At 54.4% G+C, this 15,072-nt stretch carries 15 protein-coding genes and 1 pseudogene; 6 read left to right on the forward strand and 10 right to left on the reverse strand.

Annotation, left to right across the window (positions count from 1 at the left end):
- The first annotated feature begins 146 nt into the window (after positions 1-146).
- Entirely contained in the window at positions 147-419 is a 273-nt protein-coding gene (locus ACN2TU_RS16485) for a hypothetical protein (RefSeq protein ID WP_435156863.1), read from the forward strand.
- Positions 420-574: 155 nt separating this feature from the next.
- On the opposite strand, the gene ACN2TU_RS16490 is transcribed toward ACN2TU_RS16485, so the two are convergent.
- From ACN2TU_RS16490 to ACN2TU_RS16520, 7 genes and pseudogenes are all read right to left on the reverse strand, one after another.
- Positions 575-1,717 (reverse strand): acyl-CoA dehydrogenase family protein, encoded by a 1,143-nt coding sequence (locus tag ACN2TU_RS16490; protein WP_435156865.1) that lies wholly within the window; start codon positions 1,715-1,717, stop codon positions 575-577.
- A gap of 164 nt (positions 1,718-1,881) precedes the next feature.
- Complete coding sequence (locus tag ACN2TU_RS16495) at positions 1,882-2,286, reverse strand: CBS domain-containing protein (protein WP_435156866.1); 405 nt, start codon at positions 2,284-2,286, stop codon at positions 1,882-1,884.
- A gap of 96 nt (positions 2,287-2,382) precedes the next feature.
- Positions 2,383-3,159, reverse strand: a complete 777-nt coding sequence (locus ACN2TU_RS16500; protein WP_435156867.1) for a PHP domain-containing protein — start codon at positions 3,157-3,159, stop codon at positions 2,383-2,385.
- A 269-nt stretch (positions 3,160-3,428) separates the two neighbouring features.
- Positions 3,429-3,866: a PIN domain-containing protein gene (locus ACN2TU_RS16505; RefSeq protein WP_435156868.1), complete on the reverse strand. Its 438-nt coding sequence runs from the start codon at positions 3,864-3,866 to the stop codon at positions 3,429-3,431.
- Positions 3,863-4,171 (reverse strand): AbrB/MazE/SpoVT family DNA-binding domain-containing protein, encoded by a 309-nt coding sequence (locus ACN2TU_RS16510; protein WP_435156869.1) that lies wholly within the window; start codon positions 4,169-4,171, stop codon positions 3,863-3,865. Before ACN2TU_RS16510 ends, ACN2TU_RS16505 begins: the two co-directional genes overlap by 4 nt.
- A gap of 159 nt (positions 4,172-4,330) precedes the next feature.
- Positions 4,331-5,362 (reverse strand): annotated as a pseudogene (locus ACN2TU_RS16515) (restriction endonuclease).
- A gap of 645 nt (positions 5,363-6,007) precedes the next feature.
- Positions 6,008-7,027 (reverse strand): NAD-dependent epimerase/dehydratase family protein, encoded by a 1,020-nt coding sequence (locus ACN2TU_RS16520; RefSeq protein ID WP_435156870.1) that lies wholly within the window; start codon positions 7,025-7,027, stop codon positions 6,008-6,010.
- Between the two features lie 89 nt (positions 7,028-7,116).
- Here ACN2TU_RS16520 and ACN2TU_RS16525 point away from each other — a divergent pair, with 89 nt between their 5' ends.
- The 4 genes from ACN2TU_RS16525 (at position 7,117) to ACN2TU_RS16540 (ending at position 10,431) form a co-directional block, all read left to right on the forward strand.
- The gene (locus ACN2TU_RS16525) at positions 7,117-7,797 is read left to right on the forward strand and encodes a helix-turn-helix domain-containing protein (RefSeq protein WP_435156871.1); all 681 of its coding nucleotides are present in this window, start codon (positions 7,117-7,119) and stop codon (positions 7,795-7,797) included.
- A gap of 291 nt (positions 7,798-8,088) precedes the next feature.
- On the forward strand, positions 8,089-8,757 hold the full coding sequence (locus tag ACN2TU_RS16530) for a YjcZ family sporulation protein (RefSeq protein ID WP_435156872.1): 669 nt from the start codon (positions 8,089-8,091) through the stop codon (positions 8,755-8,757).
- A 186-nt stretch (positions 8,758-8,943) separates the two neighbouring features.
- Positions 8,944-9,570: a class I SAM-dependent methyltransferase gene (locus ACN2TU_RS16535; RefSeq protein ID WP_435156873.1), complete on the forward strand. Its 627-nt coding sequence runs from the start codon at positions 8,944-8,946 to the stop codon at positions 9,568-9,570.
- Between the two features lie 360 nt (positions 9,571-9,930).
- Positions 9,931-10,431 (forward strand): DM13 domain-containing protein, encoded by a 501-nt coding sequence (locus ACN2TU_RS16540; RefSeq protein ID WP_435156874.1) that lies wholly within the window; start codon positions 9,931-9,933, stop codon positions 10,429-10,431.
- 11 nt (positions 10,432-10,442) lie between these two features.
- Here ACN2TU_RS16540 and ACN2TU_RS16545 read toward each other — a convergent pair whose 3' ends face one another.
- Both ACN2TU_RS16545 and ACN2TU_RS16550 read right to left on the reverse strand, forming a co-directional pair.
- Positions 10,443-10,826, reverse strand: coding sequence for an amphi-Trp domain-containing protein (locus ACN2TU_RS16545; protein ID WP_435156875.1), 384 nt, complete (start codon positions 10,824-10,826; stop codon positions 10,443-10,445).
- A 425-nt stretch (positions 10,827-11,251) separates the two neighbouring features.
- On the reverse strand, positions 11,252-12,175 hold the full coding sequence (locus ACN2TU_RS16550; RefSeq protein ID WP_435156876.1) for an NAD-dependent epimerase/dehydratase family protein: 924 nt from the start codon (positions 12,173-12,175) through the stop codon (positions 11,252-11,254).
- A 238-nt stretch (positions 12,176-12,413) separates the two neighbouring features.
- On the opposite strand from ACN2TU_RS16550, the gene ACN2TU_RS16555 reads away from it, so the two are divergent.
- The gene (locus ACN2TU_RS16555) at positions 12,414-13,325 is read left to right on the forward strand and encodes a hypothetical protein (protein WP_435156877.1); all 912 of its coding nucleotides are present in this window, start codon (positions 12,414-12,416) and stop codon (positions 13,323-13,325) included.
- A gap of 170 nt (positions 13,326-13,495) precedes the next feature.
- On the opposite strand, the gene ACN2TU_RS16560 is transcribed toward ACN2TU_RS16555, so the two are convergent.
- A complete protein-coding gene (locus ACN2TU_RS16560) occupies positions 13,496-15,037 on the reverse strand; it encodes a flippase (RefSeq protein ID WP_435156878.1) in 1,542 nt (513 codons plus the stop codon).
- Between the last annotated feature and the right edge of the window lie 35 nt (positions 15,038-15,072).

Here is a 15,072-nt window from a genome sequence, read left to right on the forward strand (position 1 = left end):
TTCACAGACCACGACGCGTTGCTACGAGTACAACAGTGAGATTTCATGTTCAACGGTCAGATGGAAGGTAAGCGAGGACTGCCGCGTGCCCTGGGTAGTGCTTTCGCTTCGCCGGGATGCAGCCGATACGCTATCCCGAGATTTTCATGACACTTGGAACGGTTATCGGCCTGTATGGGATCCTGTATCTCGACGTCGCTCGTGCGCCGGAACAGGGCTGGCTCATCGCCGTAGTCGGCCTCGCCGGGAAACTGCTCGATCCTCTTGGGTTCGCTATCGTTCTCATCACGGGTGCCTGGCCACCGTCCACGTCGTCCTCATCCTCACGAACGACCTGCTCTGGTGGCTGCCGTTCGGCCTCTACCTCTACGACGCCTGGCCGGAGTTCAGGGATTCGACCGATCTGTCGGGTGGCCTAATCACGAGTTCCGACTGATGAAGCAGCCGATCTCAGTCGCGGAGAGAGACGTACGGTTGTCCTCCGCTAAACGTTCTAGAATACTCGAACTGATCTGAATCAAAACTGATGGTGCCGTCGAAATCGATGACGGCACCGCGAATCACTCGAAGAACCTCACCTCCTCCGATAGTCCTCGTACACCGCCGCACCGAGCGTGTCTTTGTGACCCTCGTTTGGCCCGCCAGCAAGGGTCAGTAGTCGGGCGTCGCGAAGGTAGCGTTCCACGTGGCGTTCAGTCGTATAACCGATACCGCCGTGAAGTTGCATCGCATCATTCGCAGTATCGACGGCGGCTTGCGTCGCCGCCACCTTCGCCATGCTGAACTCCCGGGCGGTCTCTTGCCCTCGGTCGGCCAAATCGGCCGCGCGGAGCGTGAGCAGTCGGGCCGTCTCGACTCGTGTCGCCATCTCGCCAACCATCCATGAAACGCCCTGGAAATCGGCAATCGAATGGTCATACTGTTCGCGCTGTTTCGTGTACGCGACCGTATCGTCGAGTGCCGCACGGGCAATGCCGACACCGCGAGCAGGGACGTTCACGCCGGTTTTGATTTCGCGCCGTTGGACGTACGCCTCACCCGCTTTTCCCACCATTCGGTCGTCCGGAACGCGCACGTCGGAGAGGGTTGCTTTCGGTGATTTCACCGACTTTGCCCCGAGCGTGTCCCAGTTGTTCGCCACCTCGAACTCGTCGGTGGGGACGAGAAACGCGCTGATGTTGTGTGGTGCCTCCTCGTCGGCCCCGGTTTTCGCGTACGTGAGCACGTAATCGGCGTGGAAGAAGTTGGTAATCCACTGTTTGTGGCCGTTCAATACCCACGCGTTGCCGTCCTGTTCGGCGGTCGTCTCCATCTCTAGCTTATTGCTCCCGGCGTTCGCTTCACTAAGTCCGAGTGCACCGACCGTGTCGTACGACGCCATCGTCGGGAGAAACCGGCCTCGTTGCTCGTCGGTTCCGAATCGCTCGATAACGGTTGCGACACCGAGATGGAGTGAAAGCGCGCTGGCGACCGGCATGAGCGCCGCCGACAGCTCCTCGACGAGGATTGCGAGTTCGACCAATCCCCGTCCCCTCCCGCCGTATTCTTTGGGGAGCGTGATGCCCGTGTATCCTCGCTCACCCAACTCGTCGAGAATCGCGCCGGGATACTCCTCGTTTTGATCCAGATCGATCGCCTGTGGCTTGATGGTCGTCTGTGCGTAGTTACGAACCTCGTCACGGAGGGTTTGCTGGGCGTCGGTGAGTTGAAATCGCATCTATTGTCTCTCTCACTATTGGTTAATCGCGCTACTAATACCTCGGTGCCTACCGAGATACCAGTCGTTACCTTCCGAAAAGACGTGTTGATACGGGCAGACGCGTGAACTGATTCGGAATTTCGGGCGAGTGCGTTATTCTTGCACGCCCCGGATATTCTCGCCTATGACGGACTCGGTGTCTGGACGTGTGAGAGGTACGCGGCGAGATCCGTCGTGGAAATCATCCCGATGACGCCCTCCGTCTCGTCCACCACCGGCATGTGATGGAACCCGTGTTTGATCATAGCGTCCGAGACATCGCGGATAGAGTCCTGAGCCGACGCGGTTATTACGTCGGTGGTCATGTAGGTTTTGACGGGCGTTTCGTCCTTCGGTTGCCGTTCGGCGACCACCTTGACGAAATCGGTGGTGGTCAGTATCCCAGCGAGCTGGTTGTCGCTACCAACGACGACGACCGAGCCAATATCGTTGGCGAGCATCTTCTGTGCTGCCGCTTCGACGAGCGTTTCTGGTGAAACGGTGTGAAGGGTCGTGGACATGAGTTGTCCAACGAAAACATCTTCCATGAACTATGATCACTTGGGACATGCATAAGAGTTGTCACCGTTTGGAGCCGATTCCTGTTGAGAAATCAACCCGAGAAACACCAGACCACTACACCCTCAGCGGTTCGGGATGAACGAAGTCACGGGCTCGATGTCGTACTCCCATAGCACGTCTTCGAGAATGTCAGCACGCGCGGTCACCTCGTCCGGGCGGTGGGAATCGGATCCGATGGTAAACGGAACGTCGTGCTCCCGGAGGATCTCTATAAACGTACGCCCGGGATGGAGTATTTCGTCGGACAGCGTGCGACCGACGTTGATCTCCGGAATCGTCCGCGAATCGGCGAACGCTTCTGCAACTCGATAATAGTGGGTTTCGGTGGCGTATCCCCGGAGGGGTGGCGTTCGCTCCAGTAAATCGGCGTGGGCTGCAATGTCGAACAACTCCGACTCGATGAGTGCGACGAGTTGGTCGAAGTATCGATCGACGACGGTTGTGCACTCGTCCGTCGATTTGTCCTCGAAGGCCGAGGCCACCTGCACGTTCGTTCCCATCACGTCGTGAACGCTACCGATGGTATAATCGAAATCGGCGGCCGAGAGAAACGCTCGAATCTCGGCTTCGTCGCGGCTATCGTAATCCATTTCGACGGCATCGTATATGGCTATCTCGGACTCCTCTCGAAGCTGGTCGATGGCACGCCGTCGGCGCTCATACGTCCGGTCGAGATTGAATCCTCGCGCGGCGCGAGCGTCCTTCGCCCCCGCCCGTGGCGAAACATTGCAGTGGTCTGTGAACCCGATCCCGTCCAACCCAGCACGCTCAGCCGCCCGAACCATCCGAAACAGGAACTTCCCATCCGAGTAGTTCGAGTGGGTGTGAAGGTCGTGCATCGAGTAGTCGGTCTCCGCTCGGCAACTTATCAATACCGCCCACGCGAAATCTGCCGTTCTTCTCGGCCGTCGTCCGAGTGCCAGAGGCGACCCGCCCATCATGCAATTGTCTCCTCTAAATGCAACTATCTTTAATCAGCGAGAGAATCCCGCCGTTTACGGCGGGCGAGGATGTCACAGTTGGTTCCTCCAGAGTATTCTTGCAGTAGGATTCGATATTCGAAGATGGCCAATACCGAGGAGGAAGGCATGTCGAAACTACTGCGTTTTCAGACGCCGTGGTTCCGGAACCGAAAAACATCGACATCGATCGGAAGCTCCTCGAAATCGTCGTCGGCACCGGCAATGAGCATCGCATCTCGGTCGTGGGCCAGCGCAACTGCGTTGGCGTCAGCAAGCGAGATGTGACTGTCGGCCTTCACCTCACCGGCGAACCGCCAATTAGTGCGCTCGATAGCCAATCCACGACGTTCGAGGGCGCGAATGTCACGATCAGCCGTGCGGAGCGAGGCGGCGGTCGGTGTATCGTCGTCAGTCCCCTCGAAGCGGGCCACGAGGTAGAACACCTCGCTGGCGTTCGCTTCGGTGAGGTAGCCTTCCGCGTCGGCCTCAACATCGACGAGCAAGTCGGCGACGACATTGTGTCCGGGTTCGCCGTAGAGGAACGCGATGATCGCTTCGGTATCGAAGACGTACGCGTCGTTCATGTGTCACTATCCGCGTCTTTGGACGGTCGAAGGCGCTCGGCACGCTTTTCATCCCTGCGTCGTTCTTCGTCCTTTTGCTTACGGATCTTCTCCAGTACTTCGCCGGGTTCGTGTTCGCTCGCGTGAATGCCGTGGAGTTCGTCAAACGAGGGAATGGGTTCAATGATGATTCGTTCGCCCTCTTCGTAGACGAACACTTCCCCGGGAGTCTCGATACCGAATTTCTCCCGAAGTGCCTTCGGAATCGTTGCTTGCCCCTTCTGAGACACGCGTACTACTTCTGGATCCCGAGTACTACTTGCCATGTTCAGTTATACTTATGTGGTCGAATACTACTAACACTATCGGTGAGTCGGATGACTACGTAATTAGGTTTGAGTTCTATAGCGATCCGGTTCTACTCTTGTGAATCAGAACCAAATGCTGGATATGAACTCTCTCGGGGTTAGAACAGCTACCGAGATTCACTCGGATTTCGAAGCACCTGAATAAACGTACTTCTTCGCATTTCCTGAGCCATTTCGTTCGTCGGTGATATCGGGAAGTTGCGAAAGCCATTCTCGAACGACACTTCCTCGGCGGGTCACACTCGATTCGGAGAGGCCGGTTGTCTCATCGGTTATGAACTGCTGGATTTCGTTTATCGTCAACTCGCCCGTGTCAACGATATGCTCGCAGATTCGTTCGACGAGCGGAACGCCGCGAATTGCTTGCTGGAGGAGGTTCTGTGCATCCGCAGATTCCGGGTGGACGGTGATGAACTCCGCACCGTGTGGCGTTAGGCCCCATCGTTGTGCTTCCGTCGGGTCTGTTGCAGGCTCTTTGCGTGCAAATCCAAGGATCGTAGCCGAGTTCGCATTGATGTACACGTGTCGATTCGAGAGGGAAATATCCGTGTTCGCTGCAACCCAGGATTGAATGATCGCTGCGGTTCCATCCGTGTGCTTCATCGCACGCAGAACCGCGCGAATTCGGTTGACGTTACTCGATAGTGGCACCTCGCTTGCTGGAATCGTCTCGTCCAATTTGCCAATATCTTGCCAGAACGTCGGATCGAGGTCGTACGTTCCATCGTGTACCGTCACGCCGATTTCGCTGTTTACCAACGTCCGAGTGAGCATTTCCCCGGAAATGAGTTGGATCGGGAGTCGGTGTGCCGTCTCGATCGCTGGCCGTGTGAACGAACTCGTTCTGATGAATGTTCCAAGGTTGTAGTTGTTTTCCATCAGTGAACCGGCCAATCGGTGGACGCGGTCGTTGCTCACTCAGTTGTCCAGTGCATACCGTTTCACTTGCACACCGAAGTCAGCCGCAAACCAATCGTTGCTGAGTCGCCCTTCGATATCGATTCCCCCGTCTTGCGATGCTGGTGTGACCGACAACGAGGTCGTTCGAAGGCTATGGTCGAGAATAACCTTACAGAGCACCTCGAACTCCATTGGCGAAAGGGAAAACAAGCGTTCGTGGATCGGGTCACGAACGGCTGTCGTATCCATTAGCGACTCTTTTCGGACGAAGATCTTAACGATTGCTGACTAAGCGTGCTACTTGCACTGATGCGCTAACATCTACGTTCTCCAGCGTCCTAGAATGGTTTTCCGGTGACTACTGATCGTCCGTGGGAAGACGAGCAGTGATGTCGATTCCCAACCGTCCCGTGTCCCGACTCGGGCGACTCGCTGACGGTTCACTCCGTCGGTCACTCAGATACTGCCGTGATTCCGGAACTCGTCATGATCGCACTGCGGACATTGGGTGGGTTCAGAAATAAACGTCGTCCCGCACCCTTCACATTCAAAAATATCACCGGTCGCTCGTACTTGTTCTTCCGCCGATTGAGTGGCCGTCTCCGAACCGAAGGCGTTCCGTAACCGATGAAGGAGTTCCATAGTCAGTTATGGAATACAACCACCTCACACATAGATTTTTGTTCTCAATAAATTATAAAACGATTGTTTCCATTCCTTGGATAAATATTCGTATATATCCCTGTGATTCGACATTGGATGACGGAGTATCTTGTTCTCACCGGGATAGCTCCGAGCATGGCGTTACGCTACGTATATCGCCGCATTCCATCGACGATCTATTTGCAATCGAGGGGTGGCAGTCGAACAGAGGCCCGAACCAACGATTCACGTTCAGAGGGCTCGCGTTGGGGCACCCTCCTGTTTCGCGGGTCGGGTGCCACTCCACTCGTACCCGGTCGTGGTGGAGTGAAGCGTGCCGTCTTTCTCCCATTGCTCGACGATCTGAGCGAGTCCTTCACGATACGTCGAGTACGTCGGTTCCCACTCGACGTCTCGACGGAACCGGTCAGCGTCGGTGGGGAACGGCTTCGTGAGAACGTTCACCTGTTCTTTACCGACGAAAAACCGCGCAATCCAACCCGGGATTCTGCTTGGCTCCGGTGCCTCCAGCCTGTTTGCGAACGCCGAGAAGAAGTCGGCGACGGTCACCGGCTCGTCGTCGACGACGTGATAGAGCCCGGTCGCGTCGGCATCGATCGCTTCGACCAACGCCTGCGCTGCGTCATCGGCGTGGAGCAGCGACAGTTCGGCGTCTCGCCGCCCGAATAGACCACCCCCGACGACCGGAAGGTCACCCGAGAGGAGCTGTTTTCCCATCTGGTGTGTGTGCCCGGCGTCCGGTGCGTAAAGGAAGCCCAATCGCAGGATGGTGGCGTCGAATCCCCGCTTGGACGCTGCATCCTGCACGATATCTTCGACGTCGGCCGCTGACTGCGTGGCGCGATCCGGGTAGCGGTCGGCCCGTTCGTCGAACACTGAACCGTCGGGTTGCCGGGCGACCCAGACGATACTCGGGAAGAGGAACCGCTCGACGCCATCGGCGGCGGCCACTAGGTTTCGCGTGCCCTCCACCCGGACCCGGTCGTTCAGCGCCCAGTCATCGTCCGTCGGCTTGTCTTTCACCGGAAGTGCGGTCTGAGTGGCTACGACCGCGTCCGCACCGGCCATCGCGGGGATGAGCGTGTCGGGGTCGAGTACGTCCCCGTATCGAGCCGTCCCGCCTCGTGTCTCGACGAGCGCGGCCCCATCATCGTCTCGGACGACCCCGATCACTTCGTGTCCTCTGTCGGTGAGCCGTTCGACCAGTCGGCGTCCGATGACGCCCGTGGCCCCTGCAATGAATACTCGCATGGCAGTTTCTAAATGGCTCCCCAGCGTCGTATCGTCGCTGCCGGAACCCTGCGGGGGGTTTATGCCATGGAGAACGAAGGGTTCACTGGATGAGACACGTACGGCTGACCGTCACGCCAGCCGACGGCGAACGCGACCTCCCCACGATGTACAGGTTGCTTTCGGGCGCACCATACCTCGACCGAGTGATCGGACTCCACTGGAACGTTTCGGGCGACTGTCTCGGGCTGATGGTTTACGTGGAGGGCGATGTCAAGGCATTTCAGGACGAGGTACGGGAGGTTCCGGAAGTGCTGGACTTCGATGTCGTCTCGGCCGGTGACGACGGCTTTTACGTCTACTTCCGGAACCGACTGAACGAGCTGTCACGCCAACTCTTCGGTACTTTCACGCGCGGCAGTTTGCTCGTCGTGCCACCGCTGGTCTACAATGGGGACGGCTCCGTAACGTTCTCGGTGGTCGGATCGCTCAACGAGGTACAAGCCTCGGTCGAGGACGTTCCACCCCCCTTCGAGCTGACGGTTGACGAAGTGAGCGGTATAGGGGCGACGCCGGGACTCGCTGAGACGTTACTCTCCCCACGCCAGCGCGAGGCCGTTGAGGTTGCGTTGGCGGTCGGCTATTATGATATCCCTCGCGGTGCTGATTACGAAGCGATCGCGGCGAGGATGGGATGTGCGCCCAGCACGGCCGCCGAACATCTCCGAAAAGCCGAGTCGAAGGTGCTCCGGGCAGCGTTCGCGGCCGAGTGGGATTCCAGCCACGGTTGAAGCCAAAAAATACCTTCTTTCAGCACCGTAAACGCACTTGTGGTGATGCTGCCATTTGGTGCGGTGCTCGACGAACGTCGTCACGGGGAACTGCAGTCTGGAGACCTCGTTCTGCCGGAACCCTTGATATGGTCGAAGGGACGATACCACCACAGTTCCGCTCCCGTCAAACGATTATGCGTCGGATGGTATGCAGTTCTTGTCAACGTCGCCTTCGAATATCGTTTTGAGTTATTAAATTCATGAAGTGAGTAACTAAACTACTACTTACGGTTACTCTGTTCGGAACCAATGACCAATGAGAAATCACCAGCGGTCGATTCGAACAGTTTCCCACTCCAGCAATCGCGGCGCACTCTCGTTCAAGTCCTCGGTTCGGTACTCGCTACCGGGGCGATTTCCGGGTCAGTTGCCGGTGGTAGCGACACCAACACTGGATACGCAGGTGCAGAGGACGAAGAACAATACAATGCCGTCGAATTGAAGGGTCTCTCGATCACTGACGACGAATTCCATCTCGAATGGTTGCAGTTCGCGCCAACTATCGATGGTGAGACGAAAGAGCTGTTCACCTTGGCGGGATTTGCGGCGACTATCGAGAACGATACAGTCACCGAGATGGGCGTCGATTCCGTCGAAATACACGACGATCTCGAACAAACCATCATCGAATTCATCGGCTCCCTTGCAAACGGAAACATGCCTGATGGATCCGATACTGCACCGAACGCAGTCTCTGCGTATCTCGACGGGATGGACACTCGTCACTTCGAGCATCTTCAGATGGTTTTAGAAAATGGAGATGTTGCGGAGACGCTCGAACGGAACCTTCAGAGCGGCGGAGTAGCCGAGGGTTACGGTGCGGGATTCATACTTATCCTGGTCTTGTTCATTCTGCTCGTCATCATCGGTGCGGGCTTCGGCATCGGAACCGGTCGCGCTTCCGAAGGAGGTTGTTGATAGCGAGACCTGGCCCCCAGCCTTGGATGACCGCTTTCCGACCGATTGCGAACTCGATGAAGCCGTAGGATAACCTACCGCCATCGCTTTCCGGCATTCGCGAACGAGATATTTCTCGGAACCTATCGAGATGGGTACCATCTGCGGCCTACAAACCTATGCGTGTACCGTCCGTCGAAGCTGGCGATGAGTTCTCCAGAGGATGGATTCGATGAGGCGTACGCCGGAACGCCGCCGTGGGATATCGGCCGGCCACAGTCGGCCGTTCAATCAGTATTCGAATCGCGGTCGTTCGAGGGATCGGTTCTCGATATCGGCTGTGGAACGGGCGAGAACTCGCTTTTTCTCGCCGATCACGGATTCTCGGTTCTTGGAATCGACGCGTCCCCGCGAGCCATCGAGAAAGCACGGACGAAGGCGCAAGCGAGTGACGTTGCGGGGAAAGTACGCTTCCGGGTTCACGATGCGTTAGCGCTTGCCGACCTCGATGAGCGGTTTGGCGTTGTCCTCGACTGTGGCTTGTTTCACGTCTTCGACGATGACGACCGACGTACCTACGTTTCGTCGCTACGTTCCGCCGTCTCACCGAACGGTCACGTCGTCATTCTCTGTTTCAGTGACCAGGAGCCGGGAGACTGGGGGCCGCGGCGAATCAGCGAACGTGAACTTCGAACGGCGTTTACAGACGGTTGGTCGGTGGAGACAATCGAGCCCGCTCGATTCGAAGTAAACGCAGACCAGGAGGGAATCGACCCGTCGAACGACGATAGCGTCGAAGCATGGCTCGCTGTCGTTCGACGCTCCGACGAATGAGTCGATGCAGTGAACGGTAGGACACACTCATCCCCCAACAAGAGAGTAACGGTCAGTATTTTTCATCCGCGGAATACCGATGTCAATAATCCACACACCATCGCTCATAGCAATGTTCAGGAAACAGGGGTGAGTACCCTGATTCGTCGTCCATAATCCCGTCTTCGACAAAAGACACAGAGATCATCCATCATAAGTGGACGGCGGAGATGAACCTTGCCTCATCTCCTCACCTCTCCCTATCCACTACGAGAACGACGACTCCGACTCGTGCGCTGAATCGGTCAGGCAAGTAACGTGACGGTGACTGACTTACCAACCAAATTATCTTTGTCTCCAACGTATGGATGGTGAGCAGCGATGCAACTGAGTGTCACCAAACTTCTCGTGGTCGGTATCGTCGTCGCCGTTGTCGTGGTGGGCGGCGGTTCTCTGGTCGCCGATATCTTCCTCCCCGAACGCTCCACGACCGCGAACGAAGCGTCCGTTCCGGCCGACGCAAAAATCATCAAGACGGGAAGATTTACCGGCGCGGACGCCGCCCACGACGTGTCCGGCACCGTTATTCTCTATGAGGACAGTGATGGACACTTCCTCCGTTTCCAAGGGTATCGGCAAACGCAGGGTCCTGACGTATACGTATATCTGACACCGGCCGAGAATCCCGAAACAAAAGCCGATATCGAGGCCGGAACGAAAGTACCCATTGACGGTGGGGCGGACGGTGGCGAGAGTACGAAAGAAGGAACGTTCACCCAGCGACTCCCCGCCGATTTCGACCCTGCGAAGTACAACGGCGTGAGTATCTGGTGTGACGATTTCAGCGTCCCGTTCGGCTCAGCGACGCTCTCGGATGCCTGAACGAAACGCGTTCAGTGAACGCTGAGTTCGTCGTCTTCTTGCACGTCGTCGCTAGCCCACCGAAGCGTAAAGGTGACACTCTCTTCGGCACCTGAATCCATCAGCGAGGAATCCGAATCGACCGCGACGCTAAACGAGAGCGTTTCGGGAGGATTCACGGTTGCACTGTCGTTCCCGACGAGGATTGTCACCTTCTCTTGATTGTTCGCGTCGGATTGATGCACCGAGGTGTCGTCCGTCGAGTCGGTCATGGAAGTCGTCTCGTTGGCTCCCTGCGTTCGACTACTCGCGTTGGTATGTTGCGTTCCATTCGAGTCAAGTTTGTCAGCGAACTCGCGGAGGTAAGTTGCGATATCTGACCGGCTTTTTTCGAACTCGGCTTCAAGTTCTGCCATACGATTCGTTCCCAAAGACACGGATTAGCTCCACTGGTTGCTGAAACAAGCTGTTTTTATGTCGAGTCGGAACCCCGACTGGAGTTTCCCAGTCGAGTTCGACATCAAAACTGACTCATTCCGGTTGGAGAAGCCGTGATTCCGTCCAACACTGACCGATTGGGTTAGACCATCTGGTTGGGTTCTTCGGTATAAATTCACTCTCCAATCGGACGTGCTTGTCGCTGGAATTCCGGCCGCCGATGCCTGAAAACTGTGTCCAGTTCCGCTCGCGCTTCGGGTGTGAATAAGTGTTCGTCTGTCGTCTACAGATACACCGTGAGATTGTGTTCATCACCGACGATATCGGGGAGGGGCACGATTTCTTAATCTCGATGCAGAATCACGACGAAACCGTTTACCATGGTCTTATTCGGTACTCAAGTTCATACGTACTGTCTACACACCCGTTCGAGACCCTCCTTGAACGAAATCTCTGGTTCCCACCCAGTTGCTTCATACATCGCGGTCGTATCGGCCATCGTATCGTGGACGTAGACGTCGTCTGGTATCGGATTCTCGACGTATTCCGGTTGAATATCCGTCCCTAACTCGTCGTTCAGCATCTCCACGACCGTGTTGAAGTCGTAGCTCTCGCCCGTACCGAGATTGTAGATTCCCGTCAACTGGTGTTCTGCAGCGAGTTCCAATCCCCGCACGATGTCGGAAACGTGCGTGAAATCCCGCGTTTGGGTGCCATCGCCGTAGATGACCGGTGCTTCTCCCTTATCGAGATCATCTGCGAACTGCGCGATGACGTTCGCAAATTCACCCTTGTGCTCTTCGGCCCCGCCATAGCCCTGATACACGGAGAAAAACCGCATGCCGGCCATATGCATATCGTAGTGGTTGGCGAAGTACTCGGCGTAGCGCTCACGCGCGAGCTTGGATGCTTCGTAGCCGGTGTTGACCGTCACGTCCATGTACTCCGGCGACGGTTCGGTTCGGTTTCCGTAGATGGACGATGTGGAGGCGTACACGACAGTCTCACAGCCATCGTCTCGGGCTTGTTCGACCGTATTGACGAACCCTTCGACGTTCACACGAGCACCCTTCGTTGGGTTTTCCTCGTGCATTTTGTATGACGAGAGGGCAGCAAGGTGGAAGACGACGTCAACGTCCGTCGGCAGGTCGTCGTCGAGAACACTTTTTTCGTGGAACTCGACAGCGTCGTCGAGGTTCTCGGGCGTTCCGAGGTAGCCGTCATCGACGACGACGACGTCGTTTTCCGTAGCGAGGTGGTTTGCGAGATTCGATCCGATGAACCCTGCACCGCCGGTAACGAGGACGCGTTTGTCAGTAAGTTGCATTTGTGGAGCGCTATTTTTAGTTGACTCAGAGGCGTTACTTATAACAAACGGATAGTGGAGTTGCGAGGGATATCATGACAGCCAATCTGCGATACTATCTTATGAATAATCAGACTACTCAACACAGATTTGAATATTGCTAGTTATTACATTTTAAGATTGACCTTACCAGTGAATATTAAACTCAATTTTCATTTGGACGCAATAATTAAGTAGAATCGAAAGATACTCTCCGGGAATGATTGACCGTGTTATTCGCCGTATTAAGAGGAGAAATATTCCAGATAGATACGCAATAGGTAGACAGATCAGTCGTATTTATTATCAAGCTAGAAACGATAGAGGATATAATGCAGAGGGAATCGACGTGTTTGCCGAAGACTGGGATAATCTCATTATCCTCGACGCCTGCCGTTACGATTCTTTTAAACCCCATGCAAGCGATTTGGATGGAACGTTAGAATCCAGGATTTCACGAGGAAGTATGACACGTGAGTGGGTTCGGGCAAATTTTTCTGACCGAAATTTACATGATGTCGTCTATGTCACTGCAAACGGAAATTATGCACATATACGCGATGAGATTAATTCGGAACTTCATGCGCACAAGGGGGTTTGGCAAAGCAAGTTTCGAGAAGGCGATGGAAATACGATCGCCCGGCCAGAAACGCTTACCGAAGTCGCTCTCGAAGCGAGCAAAAGATACCCGAATAAGCGACTACTTATCCACTATGTTCAGCCACATTACCCGTTTATCGGCCCATTTGGACGTGAACATTTCAATGCTACTGACGAATTGAACGAAATACCCAAAAAATATGGATTGCAAAACGGACTCGTTCAGCGAGCTTATGAAGAGAATCTAGAGTTAGTAGTTGAGGATGTTAGAACCTTACTTCCACAACTCAAGGGAAAAACTGTAATTTCAGCGGATCATGGTGAATTACTTGGTGAACGGGTATTTCCAACACCGATTCGAATCTACGGTCATCCTGACGGAGTATATATGGATGAGCTCGTCCATGTTCCGTGGTTCATCGTTCACAGTGACGATCGAAAAAAGATAGTCCCTGAACCACCCGAAAATATTGAGGAATATGATAAATCGGGGGTTGAGCAGCAGCTACAAGATCTAGGCTATGTAGTATAAACAGCTGTCTCGTGGTTGAATATGCCGGTGGAAACACAGTCCCGATACATCGGCATCTAAGTACGATAATCCGTTCTCATTCCGAGTCGTTCGCTCATGGATTCCTCGCTACGAACGTGCTACCGCTTGGTGTTCATAGACGTCATCGGAGAATTATTCATCATGATGGATTATTTTGCGACGCGTCGTGCCAGTTGTTTTGCTCCTGTGAGATTGATATCGAATCGGTTTTCAAACCCTTCCACAAGCGCCAGTTCTTCCTCCTCAATCCCTCCGAGGACAAGTATTAGCAGGACATAGATGGCACAGAAGAATGAAAATGCACCGATGAGCTTGACGAGCGTAATGTCCCCAAGAAGGATCCAGGAACCACCATACGCAAATCCAGCTGCTACTAAAGCAGCGATCGTTGTTCGAAACAACGATCGTCCAAATGGGTGGATTCCGATAGAGCGATACAGTTGTATGAGATAGAGACTGTTCATCAACAGATAACCAGCAGTAGTTGCGATTGCTGCTCCGAAGTACGAATATTTGGGGATCAGCACGAGATTAAGTACGACATTCACGAAAGCAACCGAGATATTGTCGATCATTATTAACTTCGTTTTCCCGATGGAAGTCAACGCGTTTCCAGCTGGACCGGCGACGGCGTGAGCGAGGAATCCGATTGAAAGAAGTGTGAGGGTAAATGCGCCTGGTGAGTACTCTGCACCGAATGTGTTACGTATCACGACATCCGGATACAGTACGACAACGAGAAATATCGGAACTGTCGCTAGGAAAACCCATTTAGAGACGATTTGATACATCCTCCTCATCTCGGTGAGATTACCGTTCGAGTGGAGCTTTGAGATTACCGGCATGAAAATAAAGCCAAAGGAGGTTAGAACCACGGTAAGCATCGACGCGATAGGGTACACCGAGTTGTAGATTCCGATCCCCCCCGTTCCGGATGAAAATATACCCAACATAAATATATCAATGTTTGATAATATCATGTTCATGGTGGCGGTAATCATAATCGGCGCCGAAAAAACAAGTAACTCTTTGTGCATTCCAACTGGCTTGATATCGGCCAGCAATGGCGTTCGACGATAAAGGTAGTATAGGCAGAACATCGCTGCAGTACAGTAGGAAAGTGCATACGACCACGCGATACCGACGGCTCCGAGCCCCAAGAGTATTGCTCCGACTATCATCCCAAAACGTGAGACAGGAACAGCGATATTCTGGAGATACACCTTCGGGAGCGAATCCTCCAAACCGCGCACGCTGCCGATTGTAAGCTTCACGAAAGCCATGAACGGAATGGCGAAGCCAAACGCACGGATGATTGGACTCAGGTTTGAATCGTTGAATACGGTACCTGCTATCGTGCTGGAGAAAAGAAAAATCAGACAACCGGCTATCAAGGCAAACGGAAGAACGATCTGAAAGCCGGATAGGAGCACACCACGTCTGCGTTCATCATCCTCGAACCGCGGGAGATAACGACCAATGCCTGTATCAGTCCCCGCAAGGGTGAGAACAGTTACCATTGTCATTAGTGTGATTCCGAGTGAAACCCCTCCATAATCGACCTTCCCAAACGTTCGAGCAATGAGGAGCTTCGAACCGAAATTGATGCCCAATTGGAGGATCATTCCAGCAAAGAGTATCGCTCCGGACGATGCGAGAGTTTGTGAAATCTTATTAATTTTTTCTGTCATAGTGTGGAGGATGGGCGGTTATATCTATGGATGGT

The organism is Haladaptatus marinus (assembly GCF_051194195.1).